21 protein-coding genes are annotated in these 22868 nt (G+C 44.3%); 7 read left to right on the forward strand and 14 right to left on the reverse strand.

Going from position 1 to position 22868, the window contains the following annotated elements:
* Window positions 1–97: 97 nt before the first annotated feature.
* Window positions 98–1192: a hypothetical protein gene (locus J0L83_14310; GenBank protein ID MBN8665751.1), complete on the reverse strand. Its 1095-nt coding sequence runs from the start codon at window positions 1190–1192 to the stop codon at window positions 98–100.
* Between the two features lie 186 nt (window positions 1193–1378).
* On the opposite strand from J0L83_14310, the gene J0L83_14315 reads away from it, so the two are divergent.
* Window positions 1379–3787, forward strand: coding sequence for a gliding motility-associated C-terminal domain-containing protein (locus tag J0L83_14315; protein ID MBN8665752.1), 2409 nt, complete (start codon window positions 1379–1381; stop codon window positions 3785–3787).
* Between the two features lie 102 nt (window positions 3788–3889).
* Here J0L83_14315 and J0L83_14320 read toward each other — a convergent pair whose 3' ends face one another.
* On the reverse strand, window positions 3890–5203 hold the full coding sequence (locus J0L83_14320; protein ID MBN8665753.1) for an ammonium transporter: 1314 nt from the start codon (window positions 5201–5203) through the stop codon (window positions 3890–3892).
* 165 nt (window positions 5204–5368) lie between these two features.
* Here J0L83_14320 and J0L83_14325 point away from each other — a divergent pair, with 165 nt between their 5' ends.
* Entirely contained in the window at window positions 5369–6025 is a 657-nt protein-coding gene (locus tag J0L83_14325) for a DUF2807 domain-containing protein (GenBank protein ID MBN8665754.1), read from the forward strand.
* 87 nt (window positions 6026–6112) lie between these two features.
* Here the strand turns inward: J0L83_14325 and J0L83_14330 are convergent, their stop codons facing one another.
* The 3 genes from J0L83_14330 to J0L83_14340 all read right to left on the reverse strand — a co-directional run bounded on the left by J0L83_14330 (window position 6113) and on the right by J0L83_14340 (window position 8209).
* Window positions 6113–7306 carry a pyridoxal phosphate-dependent aminotransferase gene (locus J0L83_14330; protein ID MBN8665755.1) on the reverse strand — a complete coding sequence of 398 codons (1194 nt, stop codon included), beginning with the start codon at window positions 7304–7306 and terminating at the stop codon, window positions 6113–6115.
* A gap of 84 nt (window positions 7307–7390) precedes the next feature.
* On the reverse strand, window positions 7391–7786 hold the full coding sequence (locus J0L83_14335) for a DUF1573 domain-containing protein (protein MBN8665756.1): 396 nt from the start codon (window positions 7784–7786) through the stop codon (window positions 7391–7393).
* A 6-nt stretch (window positions 7787–7792) separates the two neighbouring features.
* Window positions 7793–8209: a DUF1573 domain-containing protein gene (locus tag J0L83_14340; protein ID MBN8665757.1), complete on the reverse strand. Its 417-nt coding sequence runs from the start codon at window positions 8207–8209 to the stop codon at window positions 7793–7795.
* 194 nt (window positions 8210–8403) lie between these two features.
* Here J0L83_14340 and J0L83_14345 point away from each other — a divergent pair, with 194 nt between their 5' ends.
* On the forward strand, window positions 8404–10794 hold the full coding sequence (locus tag J0L83_14345) for a transketolase (protein MBN8665758.1): 2391 nt from the start codon (window positions 8404–8406) through the stop codon (window positions 10792–10794).
* An 8-nt stretch (window positions 10795–10802) separates the two neighbouring features.
* On the opposite strand, the gene J0L83_14350 is transcribed toward J0L83_14345, so the two are convergent.
* The 3 genes from J0L83_14350 to J0L83_14360 form a co-directional block, all read right to left on the reverse strand.
* Window positions 10803–11219, reverse strand: a complete 417-nt coding sequence (locus J0L83_14350) for a thiol-disulfide oxidoreductase DCC family protein (protein MBN8665759.1) — start codon at window positions 11217–11219, stop codon at window positions 10803–10805.
* Window positions 11220–11252: 33 nt separating this feature from the next.
* Entirely contained in the window at window positions 11253–11975 is a 723-nt protein-coding gene (locus tag J0L83_14355) for a YebC/PmpR family DNA-binding transcriptional regulator (protein ID MBN8665760.1), read from the reverse strand.
* 78 nt (window positions 11976–12053) lie between these two features.
* Complete coding sequence (locus tag J0L83_14360; protein ID MBN8665761.1) at window positions 12054–13583, reverse strand: amino acid permease; 1530 nt, start codon at window positions 13581–13583, stop codon at window positions 12054–12056.
* 139 nt (window positions 13584–13722) lie between these two features.
* Here J0L83_14360 and J0L83_14365 point away from each other — a divergent pair, with 139 nt between their 5' ends.
* The 4 genes from J0L83_14365 to J0L83_14380 are packed head-to-tail and all read left to right on the forward strand — an operon-like array spanning window position 13723 to window position 17991.
* Complete coding sequence (locus J0L83_14365) at window positions 13723–14994, forward strand: dicarboxylate/amino acid:cation symporter (GenBank protein ID MBN8665762.1); 1272 nt, start codon at window positions 13723–13725, stop codon at window positions 14992–14994.
* 2 nt (window positions 14995–14996) lie between these two features.
* Window positions 14997–15740, forward strand: coding sequence for a VTT domain-containing protein (locus tag J0L83_14370; GenBank protein MBN8665763.1), 744 nt, complete (start codon window positions 14997–14999; stop codon window positions 15738–15740).
* A gap of 1 nt (window position 15741) precedes the next feature.
* A complete protein-coding gene (locus J0L83_14375) occupies window positions 15742–16989 on the forward strand; it encodes an MFS transporter (protein ID MBN8665764.1) in 1248 nt (415 codons plus the stop codon).
* Window positions 16990–17001: 12 nt separating this feature from the next.
* Window positions 17002–17991, forward strand: a complete 990-nt coding sequence (locus J0L83_14380) for a glycosyltransferase family 9 protein (GenBank protein MBN8665765.1) — start codon at window positions 17002–17004, stop codon at window positions 17989–17991.
* Window positions 17992–18039: 48 nt separating this feature from the next.
* Here J0L83_14380 and mdh read toward each other — a convergent pair whose 3' ends face one another.
* The 6 genes from mdh to scpB all read right to left on the reverse strand — a co-directional run bounded on the left by mdh (window position 18040) and on the right by scpB (window position 22842).
* On the reverse strand, window positions 18040–18969 hold the full coding sequence (gene mdh / locus J0L83_14385; protein MBN8665766.1) for a malate dehydrogenase: 930 nt from the start codon (window positions 18967–18969) through the stop codon (window positions 18040–18042).
* Between the two features lie 84 nt (window positions 18970–19053).
* Window positions 19054–19560 carry a redoxin domain-containing protein gene (locus J0L83_14390; GenBank protein MBN8665767.1) on the reverse strand — a complete coding sequence of 169 codons (507 nt, stop codon included), beginning with the start codon at window positions 19558–19560 and terminating at the stop codon, window positions 19054–19056.
* On the reverse strand, window positions 19560–20060 hold the full coding sequence (locus J0L83_14395) for a redoxin domain-containing protein (protein MBN8665768.1): 501 nt from the start codon (window positions 20058–20060) through the stop codon (window positions 19560–19562). The genes J0L83_14390 and J0L83_14395 overlap by 1 nt, the downstream gene beginning before the upstream one ends.
* Complete coding sequence (locus J0L83_14400) at window positions 20057–20833, reverse strand: ATP-binding cassette domain-containing protein (protein ID MBN8665769.1); 777 nt, start codon at window positions 20831–20833, stop codon at window positions 20057–20059. Before J0L83_14400 ends, J0L83_14395 begins: the two co-directional genes overlap by 4 nt.
* 34 nt (window positions 20834–20867) lie before the next feature.
* Window positions 20868–22082 carry a diaminopimelate decarboxylase gene (lysA, locus tag J0L83_14405; protein MBN8665770.1) on the reverse strand — a complete coding sequence of 405 codons (1215 nt, stop codon included), beginning with the start codon at window positions 22080–22082 and terminating at the stop codon, window positions 20868–20870.
* 25 nt (window positions 22083–22107) lie between these two features.
* On the reverse strand, window positions 22108–22842 hold the full coding sequence (scpB, locus tag J0L83_14410) for an SMC-Scp complex subunit ScpB (GenBank protein MBN8665771.1): 735 nt from the start codon (window positions 22840–22842) through the stop codon (window positions 22108–22110).
* Between the last annotated feature and the right edge of the window lie 26 nt (window positions 22843–22868).

Here is a 22868-nt window from a genome sequence, read left to right on the forward strand (position 1 = left end):
CATTGCAATATACTCGGTTTCAGACGCAATTCTGTGTTTCTGCTAGCTGAATCTATTTTTTAATATGATCTTTTGAAACCCTGTAGGAATGATTTCTTTAGAAAAGTGGACGGGGCTTTTCCAGTATTTCAAAAACGGTTTCATTTGGTGCAAGTATCAACATACTTCTGACCCGGCCATGTATTGGGTCTTCATAAGCAATGATATCGCTTAAGATGGCTGCCTTTTGCTGTATGGCCAATGCTTTTACCTCATCCAGATTCTTGGTAAAAACGGTATACATGCCAACCCCTCTGTTGGGTAGTCTGGGTTTTGATTTCGGCCCGGTCTTCACCCCATCTCTGAAATCCATCAAATTGATATGCCCGTTGGAAGCACCTTTGGCAAAGACCATCGTATACCTGTAGCGTATTCCATCCTCCAGGCCAAGTACTGAATTTTTGCCTGTGGCCAGTTCATTGTCGCGCCTTACTTCCCAGCCCAACACATACCTGAAAAAACTGATCATCGCGTCGCTCATGCCGGTTACAACAAATGTGGCAAAGCTGGGTCCTCCCAAACCAGTTACGGGATCATAAGCAGAAGGCTGCTGTTGCCCATTGTTCATATCAAAGCTGGTGTAATGCACAAAGTCAGGCCCCAGGTAAATGGCTTCCGGGATATTGGTCATGCCTTCATCCTGTTTGTTAGGAATAGCCGTTTTAGATTTAAATCCAATTGCTTTCAAATTCTGATCAAGTCTTGTCTGGTTCATGTTGGGAAACCCAATTGCGAAAGTGCCCAGTGCCCTTGTTTGATAACCCTCTTGAATCAATGGGGTTGGTTTGCTGCATACCAATAAACGGATACGGATTGTTTCCTCTACTTCTGCGCGGCTTAGCTCATATAACTGCCAGTCTAAGGAAGCTGGCAGTTTCCATTGTTGGATCAGTGTCTTTCGCTGTAGCGTAGTCAGTTTCACGGGTCCGATAAGCTGCATACCCATACCCTGAACAAATAAGCGTTTAGCGCTGTCCAGATTTGCAGTACTTAGGGTAATGGTTTGGAGTTGAAAACAGAGTGCATCTTCTGCTTTTGAAACCGGCATGTTTATCTCGAGCGTGGAAGGTTTAATTTGTTGTGCCGCTACTGATGTACTACCTGCAATGCAAGAAATGAAAACCAGATAAAGATAAAAACGGGTCAGTTGCATGGCTGCTGCTTTTGGTAAGAATGGATGTGTTTGAATCGTTCTTACATAGATATGTTGGTATTGCTCAGGAGCAAAGGAACTAAATTTAAAACAGTTAACGGAAAGCGGGTTGTGTGTATTTCGATGGAGCAATACCAGCCCAGTATTTTTTCTATTGCTTTTCTGCTAAAGGTGTAACTTGTATGAATGCTCAAAGGGCTGAAATACTTACTGCTGCTGTATATGGGTTTTTTTACTACCCATGTACTGGCCCAATCCTGCCCGCCAAATATTGATTTTGAATCAGGCACTTTGCTTGGCTGGAAATGCGATACAGGAAGGGTTTTGGCAAGTGGTACGCCTATATTATGGGAGAGCGGTCAGGTTTTTGGCAAGCACGATGTGTTTAGGAATGAACCGGTAATGGGTGGGGAGGATTATTTTGGTGGATTTCCTACTGCTTGTCCCAACGGCAGCGGTTACTCCATGCGCTTAGGCAATAGTGGTACTGGCGCTGAAGCAGACCGAATTACCTATAATTTTCGCATTCCAGATAATGCAGATGTCTACAGTATTGTTTATTGGTATGCAGTGGTCTTTCAAAATCCGAATCATGCACCCAATGAGCAACCTAAGTTCACTGTACGAGTAACGGATGAAACAGATGGCACACCGCTTCCCTGTGCTTCGTTTACGTATGTGGTTAGTCCGGCACTTCCCGGATTTCTGCCTTCACTCAGAGGTGGTTCTGTTTTGTACAAAAGCTGGACGCCAGTTACGGTGAACCTTAATAAGAGAGCTGGTCATACTATTCAAATTGAGTTTACAACGGAGGATTGCAGCAGGGGAGGTCATTTTGGTTATGCATATGTAGATGTTGATAGTGATTGTGATCAACCACTTCGTGGAGCTGGTTATTGTATTGGCGATCCTTCGCTTACATTGGATGCACCTTTTGGTTTTGAGCGATATGCATGGTATGTCAATAGGAATTTTAGTTCACCGGTAAGTACCAGTAATCGTTTGGTGCTGAACCCGCCACCTTCAGACGGCACACAATACTCCCTCGTGTTAAAACCATTCGAGGGCTATGGCTGTGAAGACACCCTCCACACCGTGGTCCGATGGGGTAGTGTGCCCAGATTTGATATAGTAGGGAATAATGCCATCTGCCTTGGTGATGAAGTACAGATGGATGCAGGCTTTAGCTCGCCAGATATACGATTTAAATGGTCGCCATCTTTCGGTTTGTCGCATCCTGACAGTAGTAAAACAAGGGCAAGACCTGTTGGTGATACTCGATATATTTTATCAGCAATCGATAAAAATTCCGGCTGCACTGTTAGGGATACTTTTTCAGTAAGGACAATTTTTCTCGATACAGTTTTGCGCGTAAGTGGAGACACAATCGTATGTGGTACCAATCCTTACACTGCATCATTAAAAGCCAGTGGTCCTGATATTGCTTGGTATAGGAATGGATTGCGATTGCCTGCTCCAGCAGTGCCAGATATATATGCGCCCGATACGGATGGCAGGTATTATGCCATCATCCGTGATGATATTTGTATAAAACAAACGAATACTGTATTCGTGAGAAGAAGGCCCAAGCCCGCAGCTGATTATTCCATTTTGCGAGGAGATCAGTGTTTTCTACATCATGAAATAAAAATAGCCGCAAAAGCTGCTGGTATCTTTCCAGTAAAATGGCAATGGACGCTTGGTGATGGAAGAACACTAACTGATAGTGCAGTGAATTTTGCGTACACTACAGCTGGTGCCTATCGTCCACTACTCACTATCACCAGTGTTGATGGTTGCAAAGACACAATTAGCAGACCAATACAAATCTTTGCGCCACCAGATCCAAAATTTGATATTGAAAACGCATGTGTATCCACACAATCCATTTTTACTAATCGAACAATCACACCTCCGGGCGATATGGTGAACTACTGGTGGAATCTTGGTAATGGGGTAACACTGAATCAACGAAACGCAATTGCTGTTTATGATAAACCTGGTGTATATACCATTGCCCTGAGTGCTTTGTCTGATAAATGCCCGGAAGACACAGTCGTCAACATCCGTAGAGTTAATGTGCAATATGCGGCACCGCCTAAAAAGCAAAAGATCAATACAGCACTGGGTTATCCAGCAGTGCTAAGTACAGTGAATAAAGGAATGGCATATAAGTGGACACCACTTATCGACTTAAGTAGTGATACAGCGGCTACACCTACTTATTCAGGTAATGCTGATCTGGTTTATCTGGTTAGGGTAACCAGTCCCAATGGTTGTTTTGTGGTAGATACCGTTCAATTGATCACTTTCAACAAAGCAGATATTCTAGTGCCTGCTGCTTTCACACCGAATAGAGATGGCAGGAACGATCGGTTGAAACCCATAACAGCTGGTATCAGAAACTTGCAGTATTTCCGAATATGGAATCGCTGGGGTCAGTTGGTGTATCAATCAGTAACTGATTTACCGGGCTGGGACGGTACATACCAACAATTACCTGCCCCGGCTGGTGCTTATGTTTGGGAGGTAAGAGGTGTTGATACGCGTGGTTACTCCGTGCTAAAAAAGGGAACAGTTGTCTTGATCCGATAGCTTGACTCAGCAACTCAGATATCGGTAGTATATATAAAAAAGAGCCCCGCTGTGGAAACAGCAGGGCGATTCTAACGATTGCTTGCCATTATAAGAAAGAAGTTATAAGCGTTCTCCGTGCTGACTCCAATCCAACCCCTCCGATTCTTCCACTTCAGAAACCCGTAAGGGTGAAATCAGGTCAGTGATTTTGAGTAAAACAAATGTTCCTCCAAATGCAAAGACAGAAACAAGGAGCATAGCCCCCAAATGCGTGAGAAATAATTTCGTTTCGCCAAAGAATAATCCATTGTCAACAACGACACTATTGATGTTCTTGTGTGCAAAGACTCCGGTCAGAATCATGCCACTGATACCACCCACACCATGACAAGGAAATACATCCAGTGTATCATCAATTGATGTGCGCGTGCGCCATTCCACCATCATATTGCTCACGATGCTGCTCACAATACCAACAGTGAGAGAGTGTGGTAAACTGATGAACCCCGCCGCAGGTGTGATGGCAACCAAGCCAACCACAGCGCCGATGCAAGTGCCCATGGCACTAGGCTTTCTACCTCTGATGGCATCGAAAATGATCCAGGTGAATGCAGCAGCTGCGGAAGCTGTTGTGGTAGTGGCTAAAGCGGTTGCTGCCAGATTATTGGCGCCAAATGCAGAGCCGGCATTGAAACCAAACCAACCAAACCAAAGTAGGCCGGTGCCCAGCATCACATAGGTGATTCTTGCCGGACTATGATTGGGTACATTTCTACCCTTCAAGTAAATGGCACTAGCTAATGCAGCCCAACCAGCACTCATATGCACCACAGTGCCGCCCGCAAAATCCAATACGCCCCATTTGGCAAGAAAGCCATCCGGATGCCAGGTGGCATGTGCCAGCGGGGCGTAAATGAAAATCGCGAAAAGTGTAATGAACAGTATATAGGAAGTGAACTTAATACGCTCTGCAAATGCGCCTGTGATTAGGGCTGGTGTGATGATGGCAAACTTGAGCTGATAAAAAGCAAATAAGAGCAAAGGGATGGTTGGCGCCAATTTCCATGGAGCGCCATCAATCACGCCCCGCATCATAAAAAATGTGCCTGGGTTTCCGATAATACCGCCAATTGAATCACCAAAAGCTAAGCTAAAACCTACCACTACCCACAACACGGTAATTACGGCCATGCTGATATAGCTCTGCAACATGGTGCTGAGTACATTCTTTTTATTCACCATACCGCCATAGAAAAATGCCAGTCCGGGAGTCATGATCAGCACCAATCCCGTAGCACTCAGCATCCAGGCGGTATCAGCTGTATTGATTTCCGCATAGGTTTTTACCTCCCCGGGAACATTGGGAAAGATCAGGCTGAGCACCACTACGGAAATCAGCAGGATAAAAGGTAAAAGGGCCAGTCTGCGGGTCATTGACATATACAAATAAATTGTATGTTTTATTTATTGTGTTGTGAGTCCAAATTAACGATGAAATTTTTAAAAATAAAAACATATAAAATAATTTAATGTGAATTTTATTTTCTTCGGTCTGTAACTTTTGATATTAAAGCTCGTTCAGCTGGAAACAATTGACTTATGAGACGTCTTTTTATGGCTGGTCTTGTTCTTTTGATGGGCATCACCGGCTTTGCGCAAAAAACTGTATACGATGCCAATGCCACCAAAAGGTCAGTGGGCAGTTTTCATGGAATTGATGCTTCTGCAGGCATCCAGGTATTGATCAGTCAGGGCACTGAAGAAGGAGTAGCAGTCAGTGTGAGTGATCCTGAGTATGCCGACAGAATTCGCACCGAAGTGAAAAGTGGTGTCCTGCATATTTATCGCGATAGCGACTGGCGTTTCTGGAACCAGCTCAAAAATTTTAAAGCAACCGTCTATGTATCATTTAAAAATCTCGACAAGATTGAAGTATCCAGCGGTGCTTCTGTAAAGGGTGATATCAAGGGCGATAACCTCACCACCCATCAAAGCAGTGGCGGCATGGTTTACCTGAAAGGAAGTGTAGCGAAACTGAAATCAGATGCCAGTAGCGGCGGTATGCTGCGTGCTTTTGATCTTACTGCAGATTTTCTTACTGCAGATGTAAGCAGCGGTGGTGGTATTGAGGTAACTGTACATAAGGAAGTAAATGCTGATGCCAGCAGTGGTGGTTTTGTGCGTTATAAAGGACAAGCATTGATCCGTGATATTTCTACCAGTAGCGGTGGCTCTGTAAAAAGAATCAAAGAATAGACATTTAATATCTGCTGCAAATGAAAATCCCCATCCAGAAACATATTTCAGGATGGGGATTTTACTTGGTTGTAGTTGGAAAGAAAACTATTGACGGCCGGGATATACTTTCAGCGCTGCTTCCAGGCAATCCATCGCCCCGTGAATCGATTCAATATTCAATACATAAGCCAGTCTTACTTCTTGTCTGCCTAAGCCTGCAGTGCCGTAAAAGCCGGTAGCAGGTGCCAGCATGACTGTTTGGCCATTGTGTTCAAAAGACTCTAATAGCCATTGACAAAATTTGTCGCTATCATCAATCGGCAGTTTGGCCATGGCATAAAAAGCGCCGCCAGGGTTGGGGCAGAAAACACCATCCATTGCGTTTAGGCGACCAACAATCGCATCTCTTCTTGCCTGGTATTCGGCTTTGGTGGTATCAAAATAATCATCCGGTAAATCACAGGCAGCTTCGCCTGCTACTTGCTCCAGATAAGGTGCGCACAAACGCATTTGCGCCAACTTCATTGCTGCATCAATCAATGCCTGGTTTTTGGTAACGAAAGCGCCAATCCTTGCGCCACAGGCACTGTAGCGTTTGCTGATGGTATCCATCAATACGATATGTTCATCCACACCTTCCAGATGCATGGCACTGAATTGCTTTTCACCATAGGTGAATTCGCGATAAGCTTCATCCGCAAACAGGTACAAATGGTGTTTCAGGATGATCGCTTTCAGCTTTTGCATTTCTGCTTCGCTATAATTATAACCGGTTGGGTTGTTGGGATTACAGATCACAATGGCTTTGGTCTTGCTGGTAATCTTTTCCTCAAAAGCTTCAATAGGTGGTAAGGCAAAACCATCTGCGATGTTCGAAGTGATGGGCACCACTTTCACACCTGCGGCAATTGCGAAGCCATTGTAATTAGCATAAAAGGGTTCAGGGATAATCACTTCATCACCCGGATCCAGACAAGCCATAAAGCCAAACAAAATGGCTTCACTGCCTCCTGTAGTGATGATGATCTGGTTGTGGTTTACATGAATGCCATTCTTGGCATAATACTCCACCAGTTTTCTGCGATAGCTTTCCAGACCGGCTGAATGGGTGTATTCCAGAATAGTGAAATCGGCGTTGTGTATGGCGTCACGAACCGGCTTGGGTGTTTCAATATCCGGCTGACCAATATTCAGGTGATAGACTTTGGTGCCTCTTTTCTTGGCAGCTTCTGCATAGGGCACCAGTTTACGGATAGGTGAAGCAGGCATATTCAGCCCGCGCTGACTAATGGTTAACATGGCGCAAAGATAAGCGGACTCCTATGGCAGCAAATAAAAATCCTCCACCGACTGACAGTGGAGGATGAATTCTATTTTTGAATCTTATTTCACTTTTCCTTTTGCTGGGGCAGGAGCAGTTACTTCACCATCAATGGTTAAGATTACGGGTGCATTGAACTTCACAAATTTTACGGTAACGTTTTTCTTGAAAGTACCCATAGTAGCAGCGTTGAAAGTCACTTTAATCTTACCGCTTTGTCCCTTAGCTATGGGTTGCTTGGGATAATCTGGCGTGGTACAACCACATTCTGCAGTTGCAAACTCAATTACTACAGGCTGATTAGAGGTGTTCTGAAAAACAAACTCCTTGGTAACAGGCTTGTTTTGCTTGATTTTTCCAAAACTATGCGTCTCGCTGGCAAATTTTACTGGAGGTTTTTGCGCAAAAGCGGTAATAGTAAACAAAGAGGCAATAAATAAAACAACAAACTGTTTCATGTTTGATTAGGGTTTTCCGGATGATTTAGCTGGTTCTTGAAAAGCTTCTCCAAAGAATTTCACTTGACGGCTCATGCCATCTTTGAAATACAAGGTGGCAAATTTGGTAAACGGTCCCATATTGCCTCCATTAAAGCCTAAGGTAATTTTGTATACTTCACCTGGAAGAATCTTATGCCCGGCTTCATATTTTGGTGTAGTGCAACCGCAGCCACCTTCGACTTTTTCCAATACAACTGTTTCTGCGCTGATGTTTTTGATCTCTACTTCATATTCAAGCGGCTTACCAAATGGAATCTTGCCCATATTGTATTCAGCATTCTTGAATTCCAACACCTTGGTAATGTCCTTTGCTGGCTGGTTTTGTGCCATAGCCATGATGCCGGTAAACAAAGCGGCCATCAATACGAAGATCTTTTTCATGCTTCTAGTTTTCAGGGCTAAAGATAGAAAAACCCGCTGCATCAGACAGAGATTTTACGGTTTTTTGACAGGGCTTTAACCTGAATGGATGGTGAAAAAGATTTTGGGGTAAAAATGGGTGTACTGCGCCTATTTTCAGTACTTCGCAACAAATTCCCGGAGGGGTTCACCCTTAACCAATAAGTTTGAGCTGTATGGAAACAAGTTTACAAAATGCCGCTGCCAACGATATGATGTCTTTCGAAGGCTTCCGCAATGAAGTGCTGCATGATTTTCGTATCGCAGTCACCAGCCGTGAAGCCAGTTTGTTGGGTAGAAGAGAAGTGCTCACCGGTAAAGCTAAGTTTGGCATCTTCGGTGATGGTAAGGAAGTGGCGCAGTTAGCAATGGCCAAATTCTTCCGTGCAGGCGATTTTCGCTCCGGCTATTATCGCGATCAAACCTTCATGTTTGCAGCAGGATTGGCTAGCGTTGAACAATTCTTCGCACAGCTATATGCAGATCCTGATTTGCGTAACGATCCATTCAGCGCAGGCCGACAAATGAATGCCCACTTCGCAACCAGAATGGTGGATGATAATGGCAATTGGCTGGATTTGGCGAATCGTAAAAACGTATCATCTGATATCGCACCAACAGCCGGACAAATGCCGCGTGCATTGGGGCTTGCTTTTGCTTCTAAATGTTTCCGTAATACACATCAGTTGCATCGTTTTGATCAGCTGAGTCATAATGGTAATGAAATCTGTTTCTGTACCATCGGTGATGCCAGCACCAGCGAAGGTCATTTCTGGGAAACCATCAATGCTGCGGGTGTGTTGCAAGTGCCATTGGCTGTATTTGTGTGGGATGATGGCTATGGTATTTCTGTACCTAAAGAATATCAAACTACTAAAGGTTCTATTTCTGCAGCGTTGAAAGGCATGCAGAAAGCTGAGGGTACGAATGGATTGGATATCTATCGCTTGAAAGCCTGGGATTATGCTGGTATGTGTGAGGTATTAGAGCAGGCATTGCAACGTGTACGTGATACCCATGTACCTGCAGTTTTTCATGTTGAAGAAGTGACACAACCGCAAGGACATTCTACCAGTGGTAGTCATGAACGCTATAAGAGTCGGGAAAGACTGGAGTGGGAGCGTGAGTGGGATTGTATCCGCAAATTCCAGGAATGGATTGTGAGCAATCAAATCGCAACAGAAGAGGAGTTGACGCAAATTTGGAATGAGGCGAAAGAGCATGTGAAGGACAGCCGCAAACTGGCTTGGGAAAAATATCAGGCACCGATTAAAGTTCAGTTGGAGCATGCTGCAACATTGATCAGCAGTATCATGGTGAATGATATGGATGCGTACACACGTATTCAGAAGATCGCAGCTGATATGCGCGCCATGAAAGAGCCATTACGCAGAGATGTAATGCACCATATTGCTCTCGCATTGGAAGCAGCCGGTAACTCGCCCACCAAGTTTGAGTTGGAACAATACTATCAGCAATTAATGACGGAAAGTGCACAATTATTCAGTTCACACTTATACAATGAAGGTCCGAAAGCGGCATTGCGTGTACCTGAAGTAAAGCCTTTGATTTCTTTTGATGCACCTACTGTGAATGGGTATGAAGTGCTGAACAAATATTTTGATAGTTTATTCGCATCTAATCCACGTGTGTTTGCATTTGGTGAGGATGTAGGCTATATCGGTGATGTGAATCAGGGCTTTGCCGGTTTACAAGAAAAGCATGGTGCCAATCGTATTTTCGATACAGGTATCCGCGAAGCAACCATCATGGGGCAGGCCATTGGCATGGCTTTGCGCGGGTTAAGACCAATCGCTGAAATTCAATATCTCGATTATTTGTTGTACGGCTTGCAGCCTTTGAGTGATGATGTGGCTACAGTACACTATCGTACCAAAGGTCAGCATAGCTGTCCGGTAATCATTCGTACACGCGGCCACCGTTTAGAAGGTATTTGGCATAGTGGCTCGCCTATGGGTATGATTATTAATGCACTGCGTGGTATGTATGTGTGCGTGCCCAGAAACATGGTGCAGGCAGTAGGTATGTATAATACTTTGCTCGCTTCGAATGATCCTGCATTGGTGATTGAGTGTTTGAATGGCTACAGACTAAAAGAGAAAATGCCGGCCAATTTGTTGGAATATACCGTACCACTTGGTGTGCCTGAAGTGCTGAAAGAAGGCACTGATCTAACGATTGTTTCTTATGGTTCTACATTACGCATCATTCAAGAAGCGATTGAGCGTTTGGAAGCAGAAGGTATTAGCTGTGAATTGATTGATGTGCAAACATTATTGCCATTCGATCGTCCGCAAAACATTCTGGCTTCATTGAAAAAGACCAATAAGATTTTGTTTGTGGATGAAGATGTGAACGGCGGTGCTGCAGCATACATGTACAATCAGGTGATTGAACAACAAGGCGGTTATAAGTGGTTGGATGTAGCGCCAAGAACATTAACAGCGAAAGATCATCGTCCTGCATATGGCAGCGATGGTGATTATTTCAGCAAGCCGAATGTAGAAGATGTGATTCGTATTGCCAGAGCAATGGCCAACGAGTAATTGATTGATTATTTATAAAATAAAGCCTGCAGGTCCGGAGTCGGTAACCAGCAGGCTTCTTTTTTACCGAACCATTTGTATCTGTTACGCGCAATGAAATCATAGACAGCATTGCGGATGAATGCTGGAATAATGATGAATACATAAAACAAAGGCCAAACACCGGATAATTGTCGAGCAATATGGAGTGCGGCGGTTGAGCGCTGATAAATTTTTCCATGCTCCAGCAGCACCAATGAATCGAATGTTTCCGTATTGAGTTGGTGTGCTTGTAGCACCTGCTGACCGAATGCGCTTTGCAAAGAAGCAAATCGAAATTTCCTTTTTGGATCTCTTTTGATGATGAATTGTACGCTGCCGGTGCAGAGATTGCATACGCCATCAAACAAGAGTACGGGGCCGTTATGTGTGTCTGGTGTTTGCATAAAAAAGTCCCGCAAGAGCGGGACTGATATCGGTTAACCCATGTTATGGAATACCTTACTTACATCATCATCCTGCTCCAAGCGTTCAATCAATTTACTGATTTCTTCGGCTTGTTCATCAGTTACCGGAACCGTAACGGAAGGAATCCATTCCAGTTCAGCACTGATCGTTGCAATATTCTTGTCTTCCAGTGCTTTTTGCAGGTTACCGAAATCGGTAAAGCCGCAACGTAATACAATAATGGCTTCGCCATTTTCGCCGGTGCCTTCACCCATTTCCTCCAAGCCAAAATCAATCAGTTCTAATTCCAGTTCTTCGATATTGACGTTCTCAGGCTTCAGCTTGAAAACACCCATCTTCTTGAACTGAAAGCTTACGCTTCCGCTGGTGCCCATACTGCCACCACCTTTGTTGAAATGGCTGCGCACGTTGGCAACAGTTCTGGTATTGTTATCGGTAGCGGCTTCCACCAGAATGGCAACGCCATGGGGCGCATATCCTTCGTACAAGATTTCTTCGTAATTGCTGGTATCCTTACCCAATGCGCGCTTAATAGCTGCTTCTACACGGTCTTTTGGCATGCCCACACTTCTGGCGTTCTGCATACAACGGCGCAGCGCCGGGTTGGTGGTATGGTCTGGTCCGCCTGCTTTAACGGCAATCACGATTTCCTTACCAATTCGTGTGAACTGCTTGGCCATGCGATCCCAGCGGGCAAACATGGTGGCTTTACGTACTTCAAAAATCCTACCCATAATCCTGTTTTTGTTGGGGTGGCAAAATTAGGTTTTGTACACCACAAGAAAAAACCCCGTATGAACGGGGCTTTTTACTTATTCAAAGTCAGATGCTTTTGGAATAATATCCGATGGATTTCGGAGCTTACTGTTGTGCTTGCTATAAAGGAAGTAAACAACCAGACCTACTGCCATCCAGATAAAGGCTACGGTCAGGGTTTGCTTGTCCAGACCAGCAATCATCGCTGTACAGATCAATGCACCTAAAGTGCCCACTACAGGAGCAGCCGGTGTTTTGAAAGGACGCTCGATATTGGGCGCTTTCACACGCAGAATCCATACGCCAATACTTACCAGCACGAAGGCGAAGAGGGTGCCGAAGCTGGTCAGATCACCTGCTACGTGGCCAGGTACAAAAGCTGCAAATGCACCTACGAAGAAAAAGAGAATCCAGTTAGCCTTGTAAGGTGTTTTGAATTTAGGATGCAGTTCGCCGAATGCTTTTGGAATCAATCCATCATTACTCATGGTATAGAAGATACGGCTCTGGCCCATCAACATCACCAAGATAACTGATGAGAAACCAGCCAGGATAGCGATGGTTACCGCTTGCGCCAGCCAGCTATAGCCAATCATATAAGTAGAAATAGCGTAAGCTACAGAAGCTTCACGGCCTTTTTCAGGATCCACAAAATCTTTCCAGTTGGCAACACCGGTTAATACGTGACCAAAGAGGATGTATAAAATGGTACATACCACCAGTGAACCGAGGATACCAATGGGCATATCGCGCTTAGGGTTCTTGGCTTCCTGTGCAGCTGTACTTACCGCATCAAAACCGATAAAGGCAAAGAATACAATCGCAGCGCCACCGAGAATACCACCCCAGCCATGTTTGTTCCAGCCGCTATAATCAGCAATTACTTTACCAGCTTGGTCTGTTACAGCAGCTGTTCCTTCAGGAATCAGGTAAGGCGTATGGTTTTCAGGCTTGATAAACTGCCAGCCAATTGCAATGAACAAGAGTACAATAGCTACTTTGATGAATACGATGATGGCATTCACCAGTGCAGATTCTTGTGTACCCTTGATCAGCAATAAGGTTAATAAAAGCAGAATCACCAGTGCAGGTGCGTTGATCATACCCTGATGTAACACACCGGCAGAATCTGTATAGGATTCAAAAGGCGAGTGGCACCATTCATAAGGAATGCCGCCTCCAAACAGCTTGTTTAAGTATTCGCTCCATGCAATAGAAACTGTTGCAGCACCCAATGCATATTCCATGATCAGGGCCCAGCCGATGATCCAAGCGATCAATTCGCCCATGGTTACATAAGAGTAAGCATAAGCACTACCAGCGATGGGAATCATGGCAGCAAATTCAGCATAACATAAACCTGCAAAAGCGCAACCTACGGCTGCGAGAATAAATGACAGTGTTACGCCAGGGCCTGCGGCCTGACCAGCAGCTGCAGCTGTTCTTACAAACAGACCTGCGCCGATGATGGCACCAATGCCCAATGCGATCAAATTGCCTGCACCTAATGTGCGCTTCAATCCTTTCTCACTATCTGCTGCCTGGGCAAGCAGTTCATTGAGGGGTTTTTTGACAAATAAACTCATACGTGTGCGTTGGATAGTTAGTTGATTTGGGGCTGAAAAATAAGGATTTATTCATCTTGGCAGGGAAATCTTTTATGATTGAGGCCCTTCCCCTCATTGGCCCTTAATCATTATATTGCCGCATTAATTCAATGCTTGCATGGAAATAGCTGCTACTGCCCCAAAGAAAAACCGGCTCACGCTTTATATCATTATTGCTATGTTTCTGGGGATAGCAGTTGGCTATCTGGTTCATGAGCAGGCTAGTCCCGATACCATCAAGGCTTTTTCCAAGAACATTAAGTTGCTCGGAACGATTTTTATTCGTTTGGTGAAAACCATTATCGCACCCCTGGTTTTCTCAACACTGGTGGTGGGTATTGCCAAGCTGGGCGATTTGAAAACAGTGGGACGTATTGGTGGTAAAGCCATGCTCTGGTTTATCTCTGCTTCATTGGTGAGTTTGTTACTGGGTATGGTCTTGGTGAATATTTTTCAGCCGGGCTCTTATATTGATTTGAGCCAGGGCGATCAGGCCGGATTAAAAGACCTGATGAGTAAGACCTCTGAATTTTCTTTGCAAAAGTTCGTGGAGCATGTGGTGCCTTCCAGTGCATTTGAAGCGATGGCTACCAATGAGATTCTACAGATTGTTGTGTTCTCTATTTTCTTTGGTGTGGCTGCTGCAGCTATGGGTGATAAAGCAGCGCCTGTGATCAAGGCCTTAGATATTGTGGCGCATATTGTGCTGAAGATCGTTGGCTATATCATGAATTTTGCTCCCTTCGGTGTATTCGGTACGCTGGCAGCAGTTGTTGCAGAAAAGGGCCTAGGCATTTTTAAATTCTACCTGGTTTATTACGGTTATTTTGTTTTAGGCATTGCACTGCTTTGGGTAATCCTCAGTGGCGTTGGCGTCATGATTCTAAAAGGACGTATGCGCGAGCTGTTTCGCAGAATTGGTAACCCCTTATTGATTGCATTTAGTACCACCAGTAGCGAAGCGGTGTTTCCAAAACTCACAGAAGAACTGGAAAGATTTGGTTGTAAGAACAAAATTGTTTCATTCGTATTGCCGCTTGGTTATTCTTTTAACCTGGATGGTAGTATGATGTATATGACTTTCGCCAGCTTGGCAATTGCCCAGGCTTATGGTATTCATCTGGATATTCCTACTCAGCTCACTATGCTATTGGTATTAATGCTAACGAGCAAGGGAATTGCCGGTGTACCCAGAGCATCTTTAATTATTGTATTGGCCACTTGCGCCATGTTTAAGATTCCACCCGAAGGGGTTGCCTTGATTTTACCGATTGATCATTTCTGTGATATGCTGCGCAGCGCCACCAATGTGTTGGGCAATGCACTGGCAACATCAGCAGTGAGTAAGTGGGAAGGTGAACTGGCTGATGGGGATACTTTAAATGCGTAATCATGTTGACATCGATTTTATTAGAATTTCATTGGTCGCAATTACTACAACCTCAGTTTTACATTGAGAATGGTGGTTTGTGGTTATTGTTGTTTGTGGTTTTTGCCGAAACAGGTTTGTTTGCCGGTTTCTTTTTGCCGGGCGATAGCTTGCTTTTTGTTGCAGGTATTTTCGCTACACAAATGGGTGAGGGCGCAAACGTAGAGCCCGGACTCGCTTATCAGTTTTTAAAACTGGTAGGACTTGGTGCAGTACGTAATGAGTGGCTCGACTTAATTGTATTGGTAGGATTAATTGCTACAGCCGGTATATTAGGCAATAGCGTAGGCTATTGGTTTGGTAGAAAAGTAGGCCCCTCCATCTATCATTGGAAAGATACTTTGCTCTTCAAGAAAAAATATTTGCATCAGGCACATGATTTTTATGAGAAGCACGGTGCTATCGCAATTGTAGGCGCACGTTTTCTGCCTTTGATCAGAACTTTTGCGCCCATCATTGCAGGTGTGGTAGAGATGGATAGAAAGAAATTCATGTACTACAATATTGTTGGTTCTTTCGCCTGGGTGACCAGTATGATTTTTGCTGGTCACTTTTTGCAAAAATGGATTTTGGCACAGTTCGGTTTTGATTTGAAATCACATCTGGAAGTGATTGTTCTTGGTATTGTTTTCGTGACAACCGCACCTGTATTGGTTAAGATCATTATGCCATCCAAGCCTAAAGCAGACACCCCAAAACAATCCTGATATGCAAAACAAAAACCAAGGAATATTTTCCCTTGCAGTAGTAGTTGCTGCACTTGGTTATTTTGTAGATATCTACGATTTGCTCTTATTTACTATTGTCAAGAAACCCAGTATGCTAGGTGTTGGCTCAACAGATGCGTCGATGCTGGCAGATAGTACCAAAGTGATTAACTGGCAGATGACCGGTTTGTTGATTGGTGGTATTTTCTGGGGTGTACTCGCAGACAAGAAGGGTAGATTGAGTGTGTTGTTTGGGTCCATCATTTTGTACTCTGTAGCCAATTTTGTTACAGGCTTTATTCAAACAGTTGATCAATATGCTTGGTGCCGTTTTGTGGCGGGACTAGGTCTTGCGGGTGAACTAGGCGCAGGTATTACGCTGGTAAGCGAACTCTTACCAAAAAACAAAAGAGGTATTGGTACTTCTCTCGTTGCCGGTATTGGTTTGTTTGGAGCAGTAGCTGCGTATTTCACTTTCGATTACACCCAGGACTGGCGCTTGTGTTATAAAATAGGTGGTGGCTTGGGTATTATGCTATTGTTGCTTCGAGTAAGCGTGGCAGAATCTGGTATGTTCCACGAAGTGAAAACATCCGGTATTGCCCGCGGTAATTTCTTTATGTTCTTCACTAGTGCCAAGCGTTTCAAAAAATATATACTCGCAATCCTGATTGGCTTGCCTACCTGGTATGTGATTGGTATTGTGGTGAACCAAAGCGATCGCTTTGCGCGCGAACTCTATGGCAGTGATGCCATTAATTCTGGTCGCTCCATCATGTTCGCCTATGCAGCCATTGCTACCGGTGATATCCTGATAGGGTTAGTGAGCCAGTATTTCAAAAGCAGAAAGAAAGCCCTGTTATTATTTTATACGCTTTGCATCATCGGCCTCTTATTGTTCTACTCTTCTGTTAACAACAGTGACGCCCGCATGTATGCCATCTGTGCACTCTTAGGTTTCAGTACCGGCTTCTGGGCCATCTTTGTAACAATGGGTGCAGAACAGTTTGGCACCAATCTACGTGCAACAGCTGCTACTACCATACCGAACATGGTGCGTGGTGCATTACCATTGATCAATATGTTGTTCTTAGATCTGTTTCAGAAAAGCTGGGGCTGGCCCTTGATTCAAAGCGGTATTGTAACCGGTGTTGTGGTGATGCTGATAACAATGGTAGCTTACTATTTTACTGAAGAAACCTTCCACAAAGACCTGAACTATGTGGAGACTGAGGAAATGTTGCCCTGATAAATTGCTCGAATGAAAATTCTGCTCATCCGTTTCTCATCTATCGGCGATATTGTTTTAACCACGCCGATTATTCGCTGCCTGAAACTGCAGCTTCCGGATGCAGAGATTCACTACCTCACCAAGAAAAGCTTTGCAGGTATTCTGCAGCACAATCCCTACATCGATCGTTTACACTTATTAGATCATAGTTGGGAGATTGTTATACATGAGCTGAAAGATCATTCCTTTGATTATATCATTGATCTGCACCACAACCTACGCAGCCTACGCGTGAAACGTGCTTTGAAAGGCACTCCCGCTTTTTCATTCGATAAACTCAATGTAAAAAAGTGGTTGCTGACCGCACTCAAGATTAATCGGTTACCCAATGTGCATATTGTAGATCGTTGCTTTGATACGGTGAAAGCATTGGGTGTGGTGAATGATGGGAAAGGGTTGGATTATTTTATCCCAGCTTCAGATGAAGTGCAACCTAAAGACATTCCGGCGGCGCATAGTTTTGGTTATATCGGTGTGGTGATTGGTGCTGCGCTTGCCACCAAGCAAATGCCCATCGCCAAATTGCAGGAGCTCTGTACGAAGATTGCATATCCCATTATTTTATTAGGAGGAAAAGAAGACATAGCTGCAGGTGAAGCCATTGCTGCAATTGATCCGATTCGTATTTACAATGCTTGTGGTAAGTTCAATCTAAATGAGAGTGCTGATTTGGTGCGCAAGGCTAAGCTTATCATCACGCATGATACAGGCCTGATGCATATCGCAGCAGCGCTGCACAAGCCCATCATCAGTATCTGGGGTAATACCGTGCCCGCTTTTGGCATGACGCCTTATTACGGCGATCATCCTGCCGCCAATCAAGCATTTGAAGTCACCAATATCTCTTGCAGACCTTGCAGTAAAATCGGTCATAAAAAATGTCCGCGTGGCCATTTCAAGTGCATGCAATTACAAGACACAAGCCTTATTGCGGCCACAGCCATGCGTTGGCTACAATAAAAAATCCCCCTGATTGCTCAGAGGGACTTTCCACTATTCGTGTATTGATTAGAGTGTTTTCAGTACATCGTTCATGCTGCGCACTGCATCAGCACTCTTGTTAAACAGGGCTTGCTCGTCTGCATTCAGTTTGAAATCAACAATCTTCTCCCAGCCATTCTTGCCTACGATCACAGGAACACCCAGACAGATGTCTTTCTGACCGTATTCGCCTTCCAGAGATACGCAGCAAGTGAAGAGTTTCTTCTCATCACGTACAATGCTCTCTACCAAAGCAGCTCCGGCAGCACCTGGTGCATACCAAGCAGAAGTGCCAATCAATTTGGTTAATGTAGCACCACCCACCATGGTATCGTTCACAATCTGCTGCTGTTGTTCAGCACTCAGGAAATCAGTTACAGGTGCGCTATTCCATGTTGCATAGCGGATCAAAGGAATCATGGTTGTATCACCGTGACCACCAACTACTACAGCATTCAAATCAGCTGGGCTGCAGTTCAGGTGTTGGCTCAGTTGATACTTAAAGCGGCTGCTATCCAGAATACCACCCATACCAATGATGCGGTTCTTAGGTAAGCCAGTAGATTGTAATGCCAAATAAGTCATGGTATCCATTGGGTTGGATATCACGATAATGATGGCATTAGGAGAATATTTCAAGATGTTTTCACAAACGCCTTTTACAATACCTGCGTTGGTGCCAATCAGCTCTTCACGAGTCATGCCTGGTTTACGGGGAATACCAGAAGTGATCACCACAACATCAGAACCAGCTGTTTTGCTGTAATCATTGGTGCTACCAACGATTTTGGTATCAAAACCAAGCAGGGTAGCAGTCTGCATCATGTCCTGCGCTTTACCTTCTGCCAAACCTTCTTTGATGTCTAACAAAACCAGTTCGCTGCACAATTCTTTACGGGCAATATTGTCGGCACAGGTTGCTCCAACAGCACCGGCACCTACTACAGTTACTTTCATGAGAAAAATATTGATACGGTGAGGAATAATTTACGCCGCAAAGGTAGGGGTTGGGGCCGTGCTGCAAATGATATTTTACAGATTTTACCTATTCGCCGAAGCTATAATGGTGGGTACATCTGCACCGCCTTCAAAAGCTTCTACAAACTGGCCTTTAGCGTTATACACTGCAACAAATGGGGTGAACCGAACACGGAAAAAGCTGGGAATTTTATAATTCGGGTCCCTGGTGAAAGAATGATTGGCTAGCTTGTCCAAACCAGCTTGCAGCGCAAAATCTCGGACACGCTCGATTGGGTGGTAGCTTACCCAAATAAATTGAAATGAAGCTACACTGTCTTTGGCTGCAGCAAGATCTTTCGCTTCGGTTTTGCAATGTTGGCAATCGGGGCTGAAATACACAAACACCACAGGCTTCCCTTCAGGTAATTGTTGCTTTACCAGCCAGTTGCCATCTGTTTTGAGCAGACTAAATTCCGGTATTTGAGGATTGCGTTTGTATGGCGGAATGCTGTCGAACTCAGGCGGCAGTTGTGCAATACTTTGTGCGTGCAACAGAATTGAGAAAAGTAGCAAACCTAACCAGCGCATTAGAGTGCTTTGACTGTGTTCAATAATTTGGGCATCACATAGCCGTCTTTAAAAACTTGTACTAGCTGATACTTGCTGTTGTACACAGCAGCAAATGGTGTAACTGTTGGACGAAAAAAAGAAGCAAGCTTAAGGTCGGTGTCCATGCCTAAATAAATGTTAGGAAATGCATCAATCCCCGTTTCAAGAATAAACTCAGCAATTTGCTGCTTATCTGTACTGATGCTTGCGTAAACAATAGACAGTTTTTTCAGCGTTGCCATGTTTTCAATGATGTCTTTGGTCTCCATTGCACAATGGGCGCAAGTGGGACTAAAGATGAAAATCAATACAGGCTTGCCTGCAGGCAGGTTGGCTTTGGTAAATTGCTTGTTTTGGAGTGTCTTTAAACTAAATGCAGGTAAAGCCTTCTGTTTTTGATAAGGTGCATCCTTGCTTTGCTGTGCGAAAGCGTTGCAGATAAATGCAAACAAGAGAAATGCTGTCATTAATTGTTTCATGACTGCTTATTAGCTTCCATCATGCGCATTTCCTTGGCATCTTGCAAGAACTCTGATGCGAAGATGAAATTGTTCAACAATTGGTCTTTACTGAAAATGATCTCTTTGTTGGAGCCTTCCCACTGCTTTTTACCATTGTGCAGGTAGACGATATGATCGCCGATTTCCATTACACTGTTCATGTCGTGTGTTACCACAATGGTAGTGGTGTTAAATTCAGCAGTAATCTCTTTGATCAACTTATCGATAACCATGGAGGTTTGAGGGTCTAAACCGGAGTTAGGTTCGTCGCAGAATAGGAAAGTTGGATTTAGCACCAAAGCTCGGGCAATACCTACTCGTTTTTTCATCCCTCCACTCAGTTCAGCAGGAAACTTTTTCTGTGCATCTTTTAGGTTTACCCTGTTCAGCACTTCGTCTACGCGTTTCTTCTTATCTGTATATGTGCCACTGGCGAACATATCCAATGGAAACATCACATTCTGCTCCACGGTCATAGAATCAAACAGTGCAGACCCTTGGAATAGCATGCCAATTCTCTGGCGCAGCGCCTTCTTCTGATCGCGGTCCATGCCCAGCATATCAGTTCCTTCATAGAGGATTTCTCCTTTATCTGGTTCAAACAAGCCCACCATACATTTGGTCAGTACTGTTTTACCGCTACCGCTGGCGCCGATGATCAGGTTGCACTTGCCGGGCTCCATTACTGCAGAAATGTCTGAGAGAATGGTGCGATCGCCGAAGCTTTTTATGATATTCCTGATTTCGATCATGGTGCTAATGTAAGTTAATCAAACCTGAACGTATTTATAAAACGGAAGGCTGGTTGCGAATCAGGTCTTCAAAACTATCCCTGGTTCTTATCAGATGTGCTTTACCGTCTTTGTACAGTACTTCGGCCGGTTTGTAGCGTGAATTGTAATTGCTAGACATCTCAAACCCATAAGCGCCGGCATTATAAAAAACCAAAAGATCGCCTTCGCTGATTTCATTCAATTCGCGGTCTGTAGCGAAATTATCTGTCTCGCAAATATTGCCTGTAACGGTATACATTTTCTTCACTCCATCCGGATTGCTGATGTTTTCAATGCGGTGGAAAGCATCATAAAACATAGGACGGATGAGGTGGTTAAAACCACTGTTCACACCGGCAAAACTGATTTGCGGATTGTGTTTCAACACATTCACTTCTGTTATGAAATAACCAGCTTCACTTACAATGAATTTGCCCGGCTCAAACCACACTTGTAATGGTTTTCCATAAGTGGTTTGTACTTTTTCAAATGCAGTAGCGATGGCTTTGCCTAAAGCAGTGATATCCGTGCCTTCATCGCCATCTTTATACGGTACTTTAAATCCGCCGCCCAGATCAATAAAACCCAGCTCCGGAAAGCGGGGCATCAACTCGAACAACACATCCAAGCCTTTTATAAAGACTTCCACATCCTTGATCTCACTACCTGTATGGATATGCAAACCGCGAATCTGTATGTTGTGTGCTTGCATCAAGGCAATGACATCGTCAATCTGTTCTACCGGAATACCAAACTTGCTGTTTTCATGACCTGTAGAAATCTTGAGGTTACCACCCGCCATGATATTTGGCTTCAAGCGAATGCCCACAGGATAACTATGTCCGTATGCTTTACCAAATTTCTCCAGATTAGACAGGCTGTCGATATTGATGTTCACGCCCAGTTCTTTTGCTTCTGCTATTTCGCTGAAAGCAATACCGTTGGAAGTATATAAAACATTTTCCGGTGCATGACCTGCGTGTAATGCCAGTTTTACTTCGTTGATAGAGCTGCAATCAATTGGCGCATCAATCGTCTTCAATAGACGTAGGATATTGATATTGGTCAAAGCCTTACAGGCATAAAAAATGCGCGTATCTGTTGCTGCAAAAGCTGTTTGCAGTTTGCGGTATTGCTCAATGATTCTTTCCGCGTGATAGACATATAAGGGCGTGCCGAATTCCTTAGCTGCCGCTAGGAGTTGTTCTCGGGTAATGCTTGCTGACATGTTGCGAAGATAATCGCTCGTGTGCTTATTCTGCAGGTGGTGTATCAGTATTCTCTGCAGCATGTGCATCATCGCCACCTTCTTCACCGATAATCAAGTCGCCATTTTCATTCACGATAATTTGAGAAGGCTGTTCGGCTTCTTCTTCAAAAGGGGTATCGATAGGTGTGGTGAAATCTTCTGGCTTGATAACTGTGGCTTCTACAACCTGATCGGCCAATACTTCTTTGATCTTAGGCAGATCATCGGTACTGTTGATGCCGAAATAATCCATAAATGTTTTAGAAGTAGCGTACACCAATGGATGGCCTGGCATTTTTTCGTTTCTGCCGCTGATGATAATCAGTTCCTTTTCCAACAGTTTCTGTACACTATAATCACTATTCACACCACGGATGGCTTCGATTTCACCTTTGGTTATGGGTTGCTTATAAGCTATGATGGCCAGAGTTTCCAAAGCAGCTGTGGACAGACGCTTCAGGAATTTATCGCCATTCAGTTGTGCAATGGTCTTGTGGTAATCGCGCTTGGTCAGGAACTGCCAACCGCCGCCGCTTTCACGAACTTCAAATGGATAGAACTCAGCAGCATATTTTTCGCAGATACCCTGAATGGCTGATTCAACCTGATCAGGTGTAACACGCTCTTCCATAAAGCCGAAGGCGTTATTGATCAATTCAGTGATTTCTGGTGCAGTCAAGGGTTTCTCGCTGGCAAAAATCAGCACTTCAATATGCGGAATGAGTTCACTTATTTCCATAGCAGGTTGCAAGATAGGGGATGCAC

This window comes from Chitinophagales bacterium (assembly GCA_017303835.1).
Classification (GTDB): Bacteria; Bacteroidota; Bacteroidia; order Chitinophagales; family Chitinophagaceae; genus JAFLBI01.